This window comes from Mesorhizobium erdmanii USDA 3471 (genome assembly GCF_000472705.1).
Taxonomy (GTDB): domain Bacteria; phylum Pseudomonadota; class Alphaproteobacteria; order Rhizobiales; family Rhizobiaceae; genus Mesorhizobium; species Mesorhizobium erdmanii.
The window spans coordinates 421,669-436,502 of sequence record NZ_AXAE01000005.1; the positions used below are offsets into that span (position 1 = coordinate 421,669).

At 63.5% G+C, this 14,834-nt stretch carries 13 protein-coding genes; 5 read left to right on the forward strand and 8 right to left on the reverse strand.

What is annotated here, in order from left to right; translation table 11 throughout:
- The first annotated feature begins 165 nt into the window (after positions 1-165).
- The gene (locus A3AU_RS0102020; RefSeq protein WP_027051301.1) at positions 166-870 is read left to right on the forward strand and encodes a nitroreductase; all 705 of its coding nucleotides are present in this window, start codon (positions 166-168) and stop codon (positions 868-870) included.
- Positions 871-942: 72 nt separating this feature from the next.
- On the opposite strand, the gene A3AU_RS0102025 is transcribed toward A3AU_RS0102020, so the two are convergent.
- On the reverse strand, positions 943-2,385 hold the full coding sequence (locus A3AU_RS0102025) for an MFS transporter (protein WP_027051302.1): 1,443 nt from the start codon (positions 2,383-2,385) through the stop codon (positions 943-945).
- Between the two features lie 194 nt (positions 2,386-2,579).
- The gene (locus tag A3AU_RS0102030; RefSeq protein WP_027051303.1) at positions 2,580-3,476 is read right to left on the reverse strand and encodes a LysR family transcriptional regulator; all 897 of its coding nucleotides are present in this window, start codon (positions 3,474-3,476) and stop codon (positions 2,580-2,582) included.
- An 86-nt stretch (positions 3,477-3,562) separates the two neighbouring features.
- Here A3AU_RS0102030 and A3AU_RS0102035 point away from each other — a divergent pair, with 86 nt between their 5' ends.
- A complete protein-coding gene (locus A3AU_RS0102035; protein ID WP_027051304.1) occupies positions 3,563-4,075 on the forward strand; it encodes a DMT family transporter in 513 nt (170 codons plus the stop codon).
- Positions 4,072-4,482 (forward strand): VOC family protein, encoded by a 411-nt coding sequence (locus A3AU_RS0102040; RefSeq protein ID WP_027051305.1) that lies wholly within the window; start codon positions 4,072-4,074, stop codon positions 4,480-4,482. Before A3AU_RS0102035 ends, A3AU_RS0102040 begins: the two co-directional genes overlap by 4 nt.
- A 19-nt stretch (positions 4,483-4,501) precedes the next feature.
- Here the strand turns inward: A3AU_RS0102040 and A3AU_RS0102045 are convergent, their stop codons facing one another.
- From A3AU_RS0102045 to A3AU_RS0102060, 4 genes are read right to left on the reverse strand one after another with little or no spacing between them, the layout of a single operon-like run.
- Positions 4,502-5,089, reverse strand: a complete 588-nt coding sequence (locus A3AU_RS0102045; protein ID WP_027051306.1) for a sarcosine oxidase subunit gamma — start codon at positions 5,087-5,089, stop codon at positions 4,502-4,504.
- Positions 5,082-8,075, reverse strand: coding sequence for a sarcosine oxidase subunit alpha (locus tag A3AU_RS0102050; protein ID WP_027051307.1), 2,994 nt, complete (start codon positions 8,073-8,075; stop codon positions 5,082-5,084). The genes A3AU_RS0102045 and A3AU_RS0102050 overlap by 8 nt, the downstream gene beginning before the upstream one ends.
- On the reverse strand, positions 8,072-8,368 hold the full coding sequence (locus tag A3AU_RS0102055) for a sarcosine oxidase subunit delta (protein WP_027051308.1): 297 nt from the start codon (positions 8,366-8,368) through the stop codon (positions 8,072-8,074). Before A3AU_RS0102055 ends, A3AU_RS0102050 begins: the two co-directional genes overlap by 4 nt.
- Before the next feature lie 10 nt (positions 8,369-8,378).
- On the reverse strand, positions 8,379-9,638 hold the full coding sequence (locus A3AU_RS0102060) for a sarcosine oxidase subunit beta (RefSeq protein WP_027051309.1): 1,260 nt from the start codon (positions 9,636-9,638) through the stop codon (positions 8,379-8,381).
- Between the two features lie 204 nt (positions 9,639-9,842).
- On the opposite strand from A3AU_RS0102060, the gene A3AU_RS0102065 reads away from it, so the two are divergent.
- The gene (locus A3AU_RS0102065; RefSeq protein WP_027051310.1) at positions 9,843-12,332 is read left to right on the forward strand and encodes a mechanosensitive ion channel family protein; all 2,490 of its coding nucleotides are present in this window, start codon (positions 9,843-9,845) and stop codon (positions 12,330-12,332) included.
- On the opposite strand, the gene A3AU_RS0102070 is transcribed toward A3AU_RS0102065, so the two are convergent.
- Together A3AU_RS0102070 and A3AU_RS0102075 are read right to left on the reverse strand one after the other, a co-directional pair.
- Positions 12,329-13,213, reverse strand: a complete 885-nt coding sequence (locus A3AU_RS0102070; protein WP_027051311.1) for an NAD(P)H-binding protein — start codon at positions 13,211-13,213, stop codon at positions 12,329-12,331. The two genes, A3AU_RS0102065 and A3AU_RS0102070, sit on opposite strands and share 4 nt — an antisense overlap.
- Before the next feature lie 143 nt (positions 13,214-13,356).
- Positions 13,357-14,184 carry an AraC family transcriptional regulator gene (locus A3AU_RS0102075; RefSeq protein ID WP_027051312.1) on the reverse strand — a complete coding sequence of 276 codons (828 nt, stop codon included), beginning with the start codon at positions 14,182-14,184 and terminating at the stop codon, positions 13,357-13,359.
- 207 nt (positions 14,185-14,391) lie between these two features.
- Between A3AU_RS0102075 and A3AU_RS0102080 the strand changes: the two genes are divergently transcribed.
- Positions 14,392-14,655 (forward strand): hypothetical protein, encoded by a 264-nt coding sequence (locus A3AU_RS0102080; RefSeq protein ID WP_027051313.1) that lies wholly within the window; start codon positions 14,392-14,394, stop codon positions 14,653-14,655.
- Positions 14,656-14,834: the final 179 nt, after the last annotated feature.

Consider the following 14,834-nt stretch of genomic DNA (forward strand, 5'->3'; position numbering starts at 1 on the left):
AAAAATTCCATCTGAATTTCATGAGAGGTCAAGCTCATGAAAAAATCAAGTAGATTTTCACCAATGCTCAAGATTTGCTTGCAGGAATTTGACGGTTCATGCAAAGGCTCCGCCGCGAGCGGCGAGTGGGGACGTCCGATCGGCACAATGGCTAAGGGACGGCCCATGTTGGAAAAGAAGGCTCGAATCGCTGACGAGGCCGCGATCGTCGACGAGGCGATCATGTCGCGCCGTTCGGTGCGCGCATTTCTGCCCGACATGATCGACGACGACACCATCCGCGACATTCTTGCGGTTGCGGCGCGTGCGCCGTCGGGCACCAACATGCAGCCATGGCGGGTCTACGTCACCAAGGGCGAGACCAAGCGACAGATATCGGATGCTATCCTGAATTCCGGTATCCGCGCCGAAAAGGCCGACTGGGACGAGTACCGCTACTATCCCACCCAGTTCTTCGAGCCATATCTTACCCGCCGCCGCGCCAATGGCTTCGGCCTCTATGGCGCGCTCGGCATCGGCCGCCGCGAGGTCGACAAGATGCGCGCACAGCACGACCGCAACTTCGTCTTCTTCGACGCGCCGGTCGGCATGATCTTCACCATCGATCGCCGGCTCAACCAGGGTTCGTGGATCGACTACGGCATGTTCCTGCAGAACATCATGGTCGCGGCGCGGGGCAGGGGTCTGCACACGTGCCCGCAGGCCGCGTTCGCGCCCTATCACCGTCAGATCCGGCCGGTGCTCAACATTCCAGACGAGGAGATCGTCGTCTGTGGTATGGCGCTGGGCCATGAGGACACGTCTAAGCCGGAAAACGCCTTCCGCACCGACCGTGTGCCGCTGGAAGAGTGGGTGACGTTCAGCGAATAGCTTCGTCGGCGACTAATTCTTCTCTTATGCATGTCGCTGCCCCGAACCGCTGCACAGTCCGGGCGATATGCATCATTCCGTATTTATCCGCATGCCATGGCCGCTGACATGGGCGCCGTCCTGTGGCGTCAGCTTGAGATAGGCGAGCAGCGCGCAGAGTGTGATGACGCCCTCGATCGCGAACAGGATTCGGAAATCATTGGTCACGGCGGGCCCGCCGCCGGCCAGGAATGACAGCATGGCCGCCGCCAGGCCGACGCTGATGGCTACCGCCAACTGCCAGAGAATGTAGTAGAGCGCACTGAAGCGGGCGAGCTGTTCGGGCGCGATGTCGGAATAGGCGAGGTTTCCGGTCGAGGCCCATTGGATGGAACGGAAAACGCCGAAAGCGAAGATGTAGGTCAGCACGATCCAGACCGGCATTGTAGCTTGCATCAAGGCGAAACCGGCAACCATGACGGCAACGACCGGCGTGTTGAAGACCAGCACGCGGCGGAAGCCGAACCGGTTGAGAACGCGCGGCATGAAGAACCGCATGACCACCGAGCCGAGCGCGGCAATGAATGTCAGCGATCCCGCCTGCACCGCGCTCATGCCGAAGCCGAGCTGGAACATCAGCGGCAGCAGGAAGGCGACGGAACTCAGCCCGATCGTGTCCAGGCCGCCGCCGGTGAGGAACGAGATGCGGAAGGTGCGGATGCGCAGGAGCTTGAGGTCGAGCAGGGGGTTGGGCACGCGCAGGCAGTAGAGCGAGGCGATCGACAGGATGACGACGGCCAGCGCCAGTTCACCGGCAATCATGCCGCCGGCGGCGTCCTTGGCCGCAAGCGAGTCCATGCCGAAAACCAGCAGGATCATGCCGCTGCCGACCAGCAGGAAGCCGGGAAAATCGAACCGCGTGCGAACCGGTTTTGTCACCGTCGGAAACAGCGAGGCGGCAAGGATCGCCGCCGCCAGCGCGAACGGCACATTGATGAAGAAGATCCACCGCCAGGAAATGTAGGTGGTCAGCGCGCCGCCGACGAGCGGCCCAACCAGCGGTCCGGTCTGGCTGGCGACCGAGATGTACATGTTGATCTTCAGCGTCCGGTTGCGCGGAAAGCTCGACAGGATGACGACCTGGCCGAGCGTGCCCATCAGCGCACCGCCGAAGCCCTGCAGGGCACGGGCGCCAACCAGCGTCCAGATGTTGTCAGAAAGGCCGCAGAGCGCCGACGAGGCGGCGAACACCAGCAAGGCGAAGCAGTAGACGTTGCGCAGGCCGAAGCGGTCGGCGGCCCAGCCGCCGAGCGGCATCGAGATAATCAGGCTGGCGACATAGACCGTGATCAACAGGCCGAGCTGGCTCGGCGGGCGGGCGAGGCTTTCCCCGATGCCGGGCAGCGCCGTCACCACGACATTCTGGTCGAGGCTGGTCATGAACACGCCGCAGGCGACGGTCAACGGCAGCAGGAGCAAGGCTCTGGCCGACACATCGGCGCGATCCGTGGCGCCGGCGGATAGTTCTGCGGTCATTGGGATGTTCGAACCAAATATGCCGACTCTGAGACGGGATTTTTATACCCCTTGGACCGATTGGGCGGCCACGTCTTTGCATCATGGCCGCCGTCGGCGCGATTCTCTAGCGGCAGAACCGCCCGGCATTGAGGCCAGAAGCACCTGCGTGCGGCTGACTTGGTCTTCTTCGCGTGCCGACGTGCTTCGGACGTTCAGTCGTCGAACAGATGCTGAAGCCGCAAGCGCAACCACTGGTGCGCGGGATCGTTTTCGCGCCGCTCGTGCCAGATCTGGGTGAATGGAAAGGCTGGAATTTCGAAAGGTGGGGCGAACACGCAAAGCCGTTCGTCCGGCGCCGGAAGGATCCGGCTGGCGACGGTAAGCACCAGGTCGGTGTCGGCGATCAGGCGCGGCGCCACGCCCCAATGCGGGATGACGAGGCAGAGCCGCCGCTTGCGGCCCAATTCGGCCAAGGCCTTGTCGACCTCGCTCTGACGCTCGGGCCGCAAATCGACCAGCGCGTGCGGTCGCTCGAGATAAGTCGCCAGATCCATCGTCTGTCTGCCACCGAGGCTCGCGGCGTCGGCGAGACAGGCAAAGCGCTCGTCGAACAGGCGATGCGAGCGAACGGACCGATCCAGGCCGGGGAAGACGCCAAAGGCAAGATCGATCTCGCCATCGATGATTTGCGAAACCATCACCTCGCGGCTCGCCTGGCTGACCACCAGGTCGACTTGCGGCGCCTGCGCCCGCATGAGCGGCAGCAGGGCCGGCAGGATGACCGCCGCGCCATAGTCCGACATGGCGAGCCGAAACGTCCGACGCTCCGTCGCCGGGTCGAAGCCAGCCGGCGCGAGAAGGTGTCGCATACGATCGAGTGCGTCGGTGAGCGCAGGGGTGATTTCCATGGCGCGCGCCGTCGGCTCAAGGCCACCTTGCCGTCTGACCAGCAGCGGGTCGTCGAGAAGGTGACGCAGCCTGGCGAGCGCATGGCTGACGGCGGGCTGGCTCTTGTTCAGTCGGATTGCCGCTCGCGAGACGTGGCGTTCGGCCAGCAAGGCATCGAGCACGACGAGCAGGTTCAGGTCGATACCAGCGAGATTATTCATTTCATGCATATTGATCGTACAAAAATCGAATTTCAATACGAAAACCTGATGGTCTAATCCGGCATGATCGATATGGAGACAATCTCATGCCCAGCAGCTTTTCCTTTCTTGTCGCCGCCTTGCTGGCCGGGGGCGTGGTGCCCTTCCAGGCAGGAGCAAACGCAATGCTTGGCCGCCTGCTTGGCCATCCGCTCTGGGCTACTTTGATCTCGCTGGGCGTCAGCGCCGTGTTGATCGTCCCGGTCATGATCGCCTTCAGGCTGCCGGTCCCCTCTGTCGAGATGGCGCTCAAAGGTCCGTGGTGGGTGTGGATCGGCGGCGCGGCTGGCGTGGTCTACATCACGGCCGCACTGCTTCTGGCGCCCAGGCTCGGCGCTGCCAGCTTCATCGTTGCCGTCATTGCCGGCCAGATGGCCGCGTCGCTGCTCATCGATCACTTCGCCTTGATGGGTTTTGCCCATCGGCCGGCGACAACCGCTCGTTTGGCTGGGCTAGCGCTGATCATCGGCGGCCTGGTCGTGACGCAATGGGCAAGCACGATTGCGCCACAGGCAGCCCAATCCGACTTCAATCAGAGCCAAAAAGGAGACAGCGAATGAAACCTCATCTCGTCCTGCGTGTGGCGCGGCCGACGAACGACCTGGCGGCCGTCATCCATTTCTACCGGGATGGTCTCGGTCTTCAGGAGCTGTTTCGCTTCAGTGACCACGATGGCTTCGATGGCGTCATGCTCGGGCAGCCCGGCGAGGCCTATCATTTCGAATTCACCCACGCCCATGGTCACGATGCCGGCAGGGCACCCACGGCGGACAATCTGGTCGTCTTCTACATGCCGGACCGTGACGCGTGGGAAGCGGCCATCCAGCGCATGAAAAGCCAAGGCTACGCCACCGTGGCGGCCTTCAATCCCTATTGGGACAGGCAGGGCGTAACCTTCGAGGATTGCGACGGCTATCGCGTTGTGCTGCAGAACGCCGACTGGCACGTCGTTGCGCAGCAATCCTAGTCTAGCCGGGCGAGGTGACCTATTGCACCTCGTAGCCGACTTCCTCGCTGGCATGGCAAAGCGCCTTCCAGAATGAACGCGCGAAGGAGCGGAAGACATAGATGTCGAACTGGTCGGCGCCGGTGCGCTGGATCTGGGCGAAGACGTCGTGATGGGCGGTCGAGCGGCCAGCGCCGACCGGGAAGGCCGGCAGCGCGAAGTCGATGGCGAAGAATTTCGCCAGCACCCATTCAGCCTTCGGTCCGGCGATGCGGATGGCGGTGCGGCCATGCGACAGGTCGGTCACAGTGCCGATTTCCGGCGTCACCGCCTTGGCAAAAGCCGCCGCCAGCCCTTCGGCGTCATCGGCCGCGGTGAACTTTCCCGGCGCGAAGCCGAAAACCGATTTGACGCCGTCGTTCACGCCACCGCCGGCACCGTCGGGCAGCGCAAGCCCTGTGACGGAGCGGATGGCAGCGATCAGTCTCTTCTCTTCGCCCGGCCAGGCGGCGAGCTGCACGATCGAGCCTGGCCGCGTTTCGGTCAGGAGGATATCGACGCCATGCTCGAAATTGCCATGCGAGCCGACATGAAATTCCGGCTCGAGAGGGGATTGGCGCTCAACCATGCATGCGGGTCCCTTCCGGATCGTAGAAATGGTTGGAGACGATCTCGACCGGCCCGAAGCGGTTGCGCAAGGGATCGGAAACATGGGCGCGGGTGCCATGCCTTGCCTTGCCGCCCTCGACCAGGGCCAGTGCGATATGCTTGCCGAGCGCCGGCGAATAGCAGCAGGCGGTGATGTGGCCGATCGAGCCGTGCGGATTGGCTTCGTCCAATGCCTCGACAATGTGCGCGCCGCCGTTGAGCGGCCGGTTGTCGAGCGCGATCAGGCCGACCAGCTCCAGCCGGTCGGACGCGATCAGGCCTTCGCGATCCATCATCGCCGAGCCGATGAACGGCTTCTTCTTCGACAGCATCCAGTCGAGATGCAGGTCGCGCGCCGTGGTGCGGCCGTCGATCTCGGCGCCGGTGACGTGGCCCTTTTCGATGCGCATCGTGCCCAAAGCCTCGAGTCCGTAGGTGACCAGCCCGAACGGCTTGCCGGCTTCGACCAGCGCTTCCCAGACACGGGTGCCATGACCGGCGCCGGAATAGACCTCGAAGGCCATCTCACCGGAGAAGGAAAGCCGGCATATCATCACCGGCACGCCGGCAATTTCGCCACGCACGATGCCCATGAAAGGTAGTGTCGCATTGTCGACAGCGGTGCCGGTGACACAGGCGGCGAGGATCTGCCTGGCCTTCGGCCCGCCGATCGCCGCCCCCGCCCATTCGTCGGTGACCGAGGTGACGTGGACTTTCAGCTCCGGCCAGATCACGTCGAGGAAGTATTCCAAATGCTGCATCACCTTGCCGGCATTGGCGGTTGTGGTGGTCATCAGGAAGTCCTGTTCGCCGAGCCGCCAGGTGGTGCCGTCGTCGAAGGCAAGGCCGTCCTCGCGCAGCATCAGCCCGTAACGCGCCTTGCCGAAGGCCAGCGTCGAAAACATGTTGGTGTAGACGCGGTCGAGGAAGACGGCGGCGTCAGGGCCTTGCACGGCGATCTTGCCGAGCGTCGAGACATCGACGATGCCGGCGCTTTCGCGTGTCGCCCTGGCCTCGCGGACATAGGCCTGTTCGACTGTTTCGCCTGCATGGCCATAGATCATCGGCCTGTACCAGAGGCCGGCGGAGTACATGGTCGCGCCATTGGCGAGGTGCCAGTCATGCATCGGCGTCAGCCGTTCCGGCCTCAGGTCGCCGAAGCGCTCCGCCGCCAGCGAACCGATCGATACCGGCGCGAAGGGTGGCCGGAAGCGGGTCGTGCCGACCTCGGGGATCGGCTTGCCCAGCGCTTCGGCCATGATGGCAAGGCCGGGAACGTTGGAACTCTTGCCCTGGTCGGTCGCCATGCCGAGCGTGGTGTAGCGCTTCAGGTGCTCGACCGAGACAAAGCCTTCGCGATGCGCCAGGCGGACATCTTCTGATGTCACGTCGTGCTGGAAATCGACAAAGCTCTTGCCCTTGGCCCTGATCTCGCAGACGGGCGCCGGATCGGGATCGCCTGCTACCGCTTCGACAGTTGGCAATGCCGTCGGCGTGCCTGTTCCGCCGGCCGCCGCAAGGCCGGCGGCACGGCCCTCGGCGATCGCCTCGACGGTGGAAAAACTGCCGGTAAAGGCGCCGGCGCCGATCCATTGTTGCGTCGGCTTGGGTGGCAGGAAGGCTTGCCGTGCGGCATTCCATTCCGCCTTGGCGCCTGCCTGGCTGGCGAGATGGATGGTCGGCGACCAGCCGCCGGACATCAGCAGGCAGTCGGCATGGATGCTGCGCTCTTCGCCGGTGAGCGCCCCGGTGACCATCTCGAAACGCTGGACCTTGATGCCGGAGAGCGCCTTGCCGCCTTCGGTGGCGACGACGGCGTGGCCGCCGAAGATCTCGGCCTCGGCTTCGGTGGCGAGCTTGCGCATCTCGGCCGAAAGCTCGGACCTGACGTCGGCGATGGCGACAATCGCCGCGCCGGCTTTTTTAAGAGCGACGGCCGCGCGATAGGCGCTGTCATTGTTGGTGAACAGCGCGATACGCTCGCCGGGCAGCACGCCGAACTCGTTGGCGTAGCGCTCGGCGGCATGGGCCAGCATCACGCCCGGCCTGTCATTGCCCGGGAAGACCAGAGGCCGCTCAAAGGCGCCGGTGGCCAGCACCACGGATTTGGCGCGGATCGCCCAGTAGCGATGGCGCGGCTCACCCTTGGCGGGCTGCTCCTTGTGGTCGCTGACCCGTTCCAACGCGGCAAGCGTGTTGTTGTCGTAATAGCCCCACACCGTGGTGCGCGGCAGAAGCCGGACATTGTCGCGGCCTTCGAGCTGGGTGACGGTGCGCCGCGCCCAATCGGCCGCCGGCGCGCCATCGATGGTTTCATCCGACCAGTTGGTCGAGCCGCCGAAACGCGGCTCGAGATCGGCCAGTATGACACGGGCGCCGTGATCGGCGGCGGCCTTTGCAGCCATCAGGCCGGCCGGACCGGAACCGACCACCAGCACGTCGCAAAAGGCGTTCATGCGCTCGTAGCGGGCCGGGTCCTTGGCCGATCCGGCGCTGCCGAGACCGGCGGCCCGGCGGATGAAATGCTCGCAGAACATCCAGAAACGCGTGCCTTTCAGCGGACCGATCACCGGCCCCATGAAGGTCTTGTAGTAGAAGCCGGCGGACAGGATCTTGCCGCCAAGCTGGTTGACGGCGTTGACGTCCCAGGCGAGCGAGGGAAAGCGGTTCTGGCTGATTGCGACCAGCCCGTCATGGATCTCGACCATGGTCGCCGGAATGTTGGGCTCGCGCACCTCGCCCTTCAGCACCGTCACCAGTGCATTCGGCTCCTCGACGCCCGCCGTGAGCAGGCCGCGCGGGCGGTGATATTTGAACGACCGCCCGAAGAGCGTGACACCCTTGGCCAATAGCGCCGAGGCCAGCGTGTCGCCGGCATGGCCGGTATAGGCAACGCCGTCGAAGGTGAAGCGGATCGTCTTCAGCCGGTCGATACGGCCGCCAGTGTCGGTGCGGCGCGGGCTCATGCCTTGTCCTCCGCCTTGCGGCGCGCGGCCGAGCCATGATCGCCGCGCACGAAGGCGACGCTCGAAATCTCATGCGTCAGCGTGTTGCGCACGACCCTCAGATGCGCGCGGCAACCGCCGGAATGCTGCCAGATCTCATTGTGGTCGCCGGCCGGGTTCAGCCGGTCGTAGACATAGGCGTTCCATGCTTCGAAATTCTGCGAGGCGGGATCGGGGCGCTCGCGGTTGCCGTCACCCTGATAGGTGAACTCGATGACGCCGCGCGGGCCGCAATAGGGGCAAGTGATCAGCACAGGATGTTTCCTAATGGAGCCGCGGGTTGGCGCCCTGGCCCTTGTCGTCGATGACGAGGCCGCGGTGGAAGCGGTCGAGCGTGAAGGGCGCGTTGAACTCGTGCGGCTCGTCCTTGGCGATGGTCCAGGCGAAGGTCCATCCGGAAGCCGGCGTCGCCTTGAAGCCGCCATAGCACCAGCCGCAATTGAGATACATGCCGGGCAGGGGGCCGGCGGTGATGATCGGCGAGCCGTCCATCGACATGTCGCACACACCACCCCAGGAGCGCAGCATGCGCACACGTGCAAGGCCCGGGAACAGCGCCAGCATCTCGCTCATCACCTCGTCGACGATGGGCAGGTTGCCGCGTTGGGCGTAGCTGTTGTAGCCGTCGATATCGCCGCCATAGACAAGGCCGCCTTTGTCGGACTGCGACATGTAGAAATGCCCCATGCCGAAGGTCACCACCGTGTCGATGAAGGGTTTTAGCGATTCGGTGACGAAGGCTTGCAGCACATGGCTCTCGATCGGCATCGTCGCGATACCGGCAAGCTGCATGACGCGCCCGGTGCTGCCAGCTACCGCGACCGCGACCTTCCTGGCCCGGATGTCGCCACGTGAGGTGGTGACGCCGGTGACGCGGTCGCCATCGCGCAGGAAGCCGGTGACCTCGCAATTCTCGATGATGTCGACGCCGCGCCGGTCGGCGCCGCGCGCATAACCCCAGGCCACGGCATCGTGGCGGGCGGTGCCGGCGCGCCGCTGCATCAGGCCGCCGACCACGGGAAAGCGTGCGTCGCTGGAGATGTCGAGTGCCGGGATCAGGCGCTTGATCTCGGCCGGCGTCATCAATTCGGCGTCGACGCCGAGATGGCGCATGGCGTTGCCGCGCCTGGCATAATCGTCAAACTGGGCCGGCGTGTGCGCCAGGTTCAGGCAGCCGCGCTGCGAGAACATGACGTTGTAATTGAGTTCGTGCGACAGGCCCTCCCACAACTTCATCGAATGTTCGTAGAAGCGGGTGTTGGCGGGCAGCAGATAGTTCGAGCGCACGGCCGTGGTGTTGCGGCCGACATTGCCGGAGCCGAGCCAGCTCTTTTCCAGTACGGCGACATTGGTGATGCCGTGTTCCTTGGCCAGATAATAGGCGGTCGCCAGCCCATGCCCGCCGCCGCCGATGATGATGACGTCATAGGATGCCTTCGGGTCCGGCTTGCGCCAGGCCGGTTTCCAGTCCTTGTTTCCCTTGAGCGCGTTCGCGAGTAGCGAAAAGGCCGAGTACTCTGCCATCATTGTCATCCGGTTCGGGCGATGCGGCAGACTATAGAGCAGGCCGCATGCGCAAAGCCAATATTGCGCCATGGCCTTTCGACTGGCCGACGCTCGGATCGCGATCCAAGCGCGATCGGATGCGACGGCTTGCCCCACGATATGGCCGTCTTTATCAAGGACAGGCTTTTGAATGCCTTGCCGCCCGTGAGTCGCCAATACGTCATGCTTTTGAGATTGCTTCGCCTCATCCTGGTCTTTGCGCTCGTTGTTTCGGCGTCGCCTTCATTCGAGGCGATGGCGCAAGCGCTCGGCCAGGGCGCCGCCGGATTGGTCACCGACCAGCAGAAAGTCATCCAGGGCCTGACGGCCAAGACCGACGACCTCGAGAAGAAGATACAGCAGGACGGCGAGGATGATGCCTCGCTCGTGGATATCCGCCTGCAACTGGAGGATCTGTCGCGGGCGGCACTGACCAGTGCACTGGCGTTCCGTACGCGGCTCACCGACATCAACAATCGCATCGAGGTGCTTGGGCCGCCGCCAGCAGCGGGCCAGCCGCAAGAGCCCGACATCGTGACCGGCGAGCGCCAGGCGCTTGCCTCGGAAAAGGCCGAGATCAATTCGGTCGTCGCCAGCGCACAGAACCTGTCGATCCGCATCAGCGGGCTGATCGACAGGATCGGCAATATGCGCAGCGCTTTGTTCCGCAACCTTTTGACCAAGCGCTATGTGTTGTCCGATGCGCTGAGCCCGCAGGTCTTTTCCGACGCCCAGGAGGAATACGCCAGTTTCTACAATGCGGTGTCGTCCTGGCTGAGCTTCGCCTTCAAGTTCAAGTTCCAGGCCATCCTCGCGGCAACCTTCGTGGCGCTCGGGCTGGCGCTGGTGCTGCTGGTCGGCGGTAGGCGGCTGTTCGGGCGCGTGTTCGAGGCAGATCCCGCCAACGAAGACCCATCCTATCTCAGCCGCCTTTCGGTGGCCTTCTGGTCGACCTTGCTGCCGACGCTGGCGGTCGCCGCGTTTCTCGGCTCCACCATCTTCTTTTTCAACTATTACAATGTGTTGCGTGGCGATATTGGTCTATTTCTCAATGCGCTGGCGACGGCCATCGGGGTGATATTCTGCGTCAACCGGCTAACCAATGCGGCGCTGGAGCCGCGGCTGCCGAACTGGCGCCTGATCCCAGTTGAAACCGTGCCGGCGCGCTGGTTGGTGCGCCTTGCCACCGCCATGGCTGTGGTCATCTCCGTCAACACGTTCCTGTCGATCATCAATGACAAGATGGGATCGCCGCTGTCGCTGACCATCGCGCGCAGTTTCGTCGCCACCATCGTCGTCGGCATCATCCTGATCCTGATGGCGATGTTGCGGCCGTTCAAGGCGCGGGACGGCAGCTGGCGGCCATGGCCGGCATGGCTGCGCTATTTGGCGCTGGCGCTTGGCCTGTTCACCATCATCGCCGCCTTGCTTGGCTATATCGGCCTGGCGCTGTTCGTTTCGCTGCAGGTCGTGGTCACCGGCACGGCGCTGATCACCGCCTATATCGGCTTCCTCTCGGCGCGTGCCATCGGCGAGGAAGGCGCGTTCGCCAACACGTCAGTCGGGCGCTGGCTATCGGCCAATTCCAGCTACGAGGACACCGCACTCGACCAGCTCGGCCTCGTCGTCAGCGTTGCGATCAACCTGTTGATCGTGCTGGTTTTCCTGCCGCTTATCCTTTTGATGTGGGGTTTCCAGCCGGGCGATATCCAGGCCTGGGCCTACAAGCTGGCGACCGGGATCGCCATCGGCTCGGTGACGATTTCGGTCACCGGTATCCTTTCGGGCATCGTCGTCTTCATCATTGGCTATTTCCTGACGCGCTGGTTCCAGGGCTGGCTCGATGGTTCGGTGATGGCGCGCGGCAAGGTCGATACCGGTGTGCGCAACTCGATCCGGCTGGCGGTCGGCTATGCCGGCGTGGCGCTGGCGGGGCTGGTTGGCATATCGGCGGCGGGCATCGATCTTTCCAGCCTTGCGCTGGTCGCCGGTGCCCTCTCTCTCGGTATCGGCTTTGGCCTGCAGAATGTGGTGTCTAATTTCGTCTCCGGCCTGATCCTTTTGGCCGAGCGGCCGTTCAAGGTCGGTGACTGGATCGTCGCCGGCGACGTCAGCGGCACGGTCAAGAAGATCAGCGTGCGGGCCACCGAGATCGAGACGTTCCAGCGGCAGTCGGTGATCCTGCCCAATTCGAACCTGATCAACAACGCCGTCGGCAACTGGACCCACCGCAACAAGCTTGGCCGTGTCGAGATCAGGGTCGGCGTCGCCTATGGCAGCGACGTCAAGCAGGTGCACGCCATCCTGCTCGAGATCGCGCGCAGCCATCCGATGGTGCTGAAGAACCCCGAGCCTTTCGTGCTGTTTGCCAATTTTGGCGCGGCCGCGCTGGAATTCGAAATCCGCGTGTTCCTGGCCGACATCATGAACGGCAGTGGCGTGCAGAACGACATCCGCTTCGCCGTACTGGAGAAATTCAGCGACCAGCACATCGAAATCCCCTCGACGCCGCGCGCCGTCGTCGAGGTGTACAAGCCCAAGGCCTGGCCGACCGACGATGACAAGATCGAGGCCGACTTCGCCGAACAGGAGCAGGCGAAGGCGGACGCCGCGGCCGAGGCGAAAAAGCTCACCAAAGCGGGGCGGAAGCCGCGTAAGCCCGATCCACATTAGGCTGGTTGGCGGCCCTCGATCAGGGCGGCCAATGCCGTACGCAGATCGGTCTTGCCGCGCCTGATCTCGCCGACGCCGTGTTCGATGTCGATGCGGCCGGCATTGTGAGCATCGAACATCGTCGCCACCAGTTCGGCGTAACTCGCGCTGATGCCGCCGCCGACGAGCGCGGGAACCCAGTCCTGCCTCGGCAATTGGCGTGCGACGATCTCCCGGCCGGCTATCTCGCCAATCGTCCGCGCCACATCGGTTGCGCTGTAACGATCGGGTCCCTCGGCATGGACCACGCGCAGCGCCTCGCCGCTGCCGGAAAGGAGAAGATCGGCCGACAACAGGCCGACATCGCCAGCCGACACCGTCGGGAACAGTTTGGAGATGGGATGATGCAAGCTCGGCAGCACGCCCGTCTCGATCGCGCGGCCGACCAGCCGGTTCCAGTTCTGCATGTGCTCGGCTGAGCGCAGCAGCGTGAGCGCCGCCGGTATGGTCTTCAGTTGCGATTCCAGATGATGGAAGGCGAGCGTGATGCCGGTGCCGGCGGCGAGCTCGGCGCCATAGTCCGAGATCGCCAGAATGCTCTGCGGCCGGGTCTGACCGAGTGCGTCGACGACGGATTTGATGGTGTCGTCCATCTCCGCCGATGCATCTTCGGCCCGGACACCGGTCGGGCAGATGACTTGGACGGCGGTGGCGCCCTTTGTTGCCCGCGCCAGGGCCGCGGCGTCGCGCAGATCGGCAATTTCCACTTCGCAGCCGAGGACACGGAACTCTTCGCCGCGCGAGGAATTTCGTACCACGGCTCTGACCGGAACGTCATGTCTACGCAACGCACCGATGGTGGCCCGTCCGATTTTTCCCGCCGCACCCAAAATGACAAACATGCCCTTATCCTTCATTCTCACCAATGGAGGACAGGAATGCCGGATCCGAGGGCTGAGGTCGCCCAGATATGGACGGTGGAAGACAAAAACGGATGATCGGTTCTGAAAACTGGCAAACCTGGGAAAAAATGCCGGACAGCCGGCTAGCGCTGCATGCGGATCAGGGCGCCCGGCGTGACGCCGAGGATGCGCTTCATGCTTTGGGCCATATGGCTCTGATGCGCGAAACCTGCTTCGAGCGCGATTTCGCTCAGCGGCATTTTCCCCTGGTCCAGCAACGCTTTGGCCCGCTCGACCCGGCGATGGATGACATATCGGTGGGGCGGCATGCCGAAGGTGCGGCGAAACAGCACTTTCAGATGCGAGACACTGATGGCTGCCACCTGCGCCAGTTCATCCAGCGAAAGATCCTGATCGAGATTGGCTTCGATGAAATCTGCCAGCCGGTGCTTCTGGCCGGGGGAAAGCGCTTGCATGGCTCGAACATCCGGTCTTGATGCAGCACCCTGGATGACCCGCACCGCCAACGCCCTGGCCAGGCTTTCGAAATACAGCCGGTCGGATGGCACGTCCGGGCTCAGCCCGGTCGCCAATGCGTGGGCGATATGTTCTATCCTTGGGTCGCGGCGCTGGAACTGCGGACGAACAACGACCCGGTCCGGATCGATTTCGAGATCCTCGGCGGCACGGCGGACCAGCGCCGGGCTGACCCACAGTCGCAGGATGGTGCAATCCGCGTCATCCTGCCAGTCGCCTTCGAGCCCGGCGGGCACGATGTCGATGTCGCCGTCCGACTGGACCCGACGGTGATGTTTGTCGTCGCAATTGCACGACGCATTGACTGGTGCTCCAACATGGACTCCAAGCCGATGGTTGATGGATGCGGGCACATAGTGGGTTACACCTGCGGTAATCCTTCGCGACTCAACCGCAACGCCGATCGTTTCCAGCCAGTTGTCGTGCATGGTCATTTCTTCGCGTTGGCCGCCTCCTGCATCATATCGTGCCGGTCGGCGAAATTAACAGGCTTGGACGTGCCTGCGCACAACCCAAAGCCAATTGCGGCATGAATGCGGCATTCAGTTGCGGTTCAGCTTCCATCTCATATAAGCTCCATGCAAAGGGCGAAAATGCCTTGCGAAATGCAACAGAGGCGGTGGGAACACCGATATTGCAAAATGTGGAAGTCTCTCGTCGCTGCCGTCGCCATGCTCGCCGTGAGCGGCTCGGCCCATGCCGCCAGCGCGGTCAACAAGGACGCCGAGACCCGCACGCTGGTCGTGACGGAGGGCGGCAGCAAGACCGAACTCGCGCTGGCCGCCGGTGAAACCGTCGAGTTCTGCCAGAGCGGCTGCTTCGTTACCTTGCCCAATGGTGATCTTGAAGCCCTGACGGGTTCGGAAATCCTCGAGATTTCCGGCGGCGTCGCCCGCATCAAGTAGTAACAAGGGCATAGTTGGAAAGGCCGGGCATTTGCTCGGCCTTCTATCGTTTCCGGTAGCAGTTACTTAACAATGGCGCCGGAAATAGCTGTGCGGCAGCCGCCTGCAACCAGGCGTTTTAACGTTCGCTACGCTATACCCCGCTATACCAGCCCCAAGACGCCGAAACACGGTGCGCT

Coding starts and splice junctions, on each gene's coding strand:
- A3AU_RS0102030 (WP_027051303.1), bottom strand. CDS start 3,476: ATGAATAATCTCGCTGGTATCGACCTGAACCTGCTCGTCGTGCTCGAT.
- A3AU_RS0102035 (WP_027051304.1), top strand. CDS start 3,563: ATGCCCAGCAGCTTTTCCTTTCTTGTCGCCGCCTTGCTGGCCGGGGGC.
- A3AU_RS0102070 (WP_027051311.1), bottom strand. CDS start 13,213: ATGTTTGTCATTTTGGGTGCGGCGGGAAAAATCGGACGGGCCACCATC.
- A3AU_RS0102050 (WP_027051307.1), bottom strand. CDS start 8,075: ATGAGCCCGCGCCGCACCGACACTGGCGGCCGTATCGACCGGCTGAAG.
- A3AU_RS0102020 (WP_027051301.1), top strand. CDS start 166: ATGTTGGAAAAGAAGGCTCGAATCGCTGACGAGGCCGCGATCGTCGAC.
- A3AU_RS0102040 (WP_027051305.1), top strand. CDS start 4,072: ATGAAACCTCATCTCGTCCTGCGTGTGGCGCGGCCGACGAACGACCTG.
- A3AU_RS0102065 (WP_027051310.1), top strand. CDS start 9,843: ATGCTTTTGAGATTGCTTCGCCTCATCCTGGTCTTTGCGCTCGTTGTT.
- A3AU_RS0102025 (WP_027051302.1), bottom strand. CDS start 2,385: ATGACCGCAGAACTATCCGCCGGCGCCACGGATCGCGCCGATGTGTCG.
- A3AU_RS0102060 (WP_027051309.1), bottom strand. CDS start 9,638: ATGGCAGAGTACTCGGCCTTTTCGCTACTCGCGAACGCGCTCAAGGGA.
- A3AU_RS0102045 (WP_027051306.1), bottom strand. CDS start 5,089: ATGGTTGAGCGCCAATCCCCTCTCGAGCCGGAATTTCATGTCGGCTCG.
- A3AU_RS0102080 (WP_027051313.1), top strand. CDS start 14,392: ATGTGGAAGTCTCTCGTCGCTGCCGTCGCCATGCTCGCCGTGAGCGGC.
- A3AU_RS0102075 (WP_027051312.1), bottom strand. CDS start 14,184: ATGACCATGCACGACAACTGGCTGGAAACGATCGGCGTTGCGGTTGAG.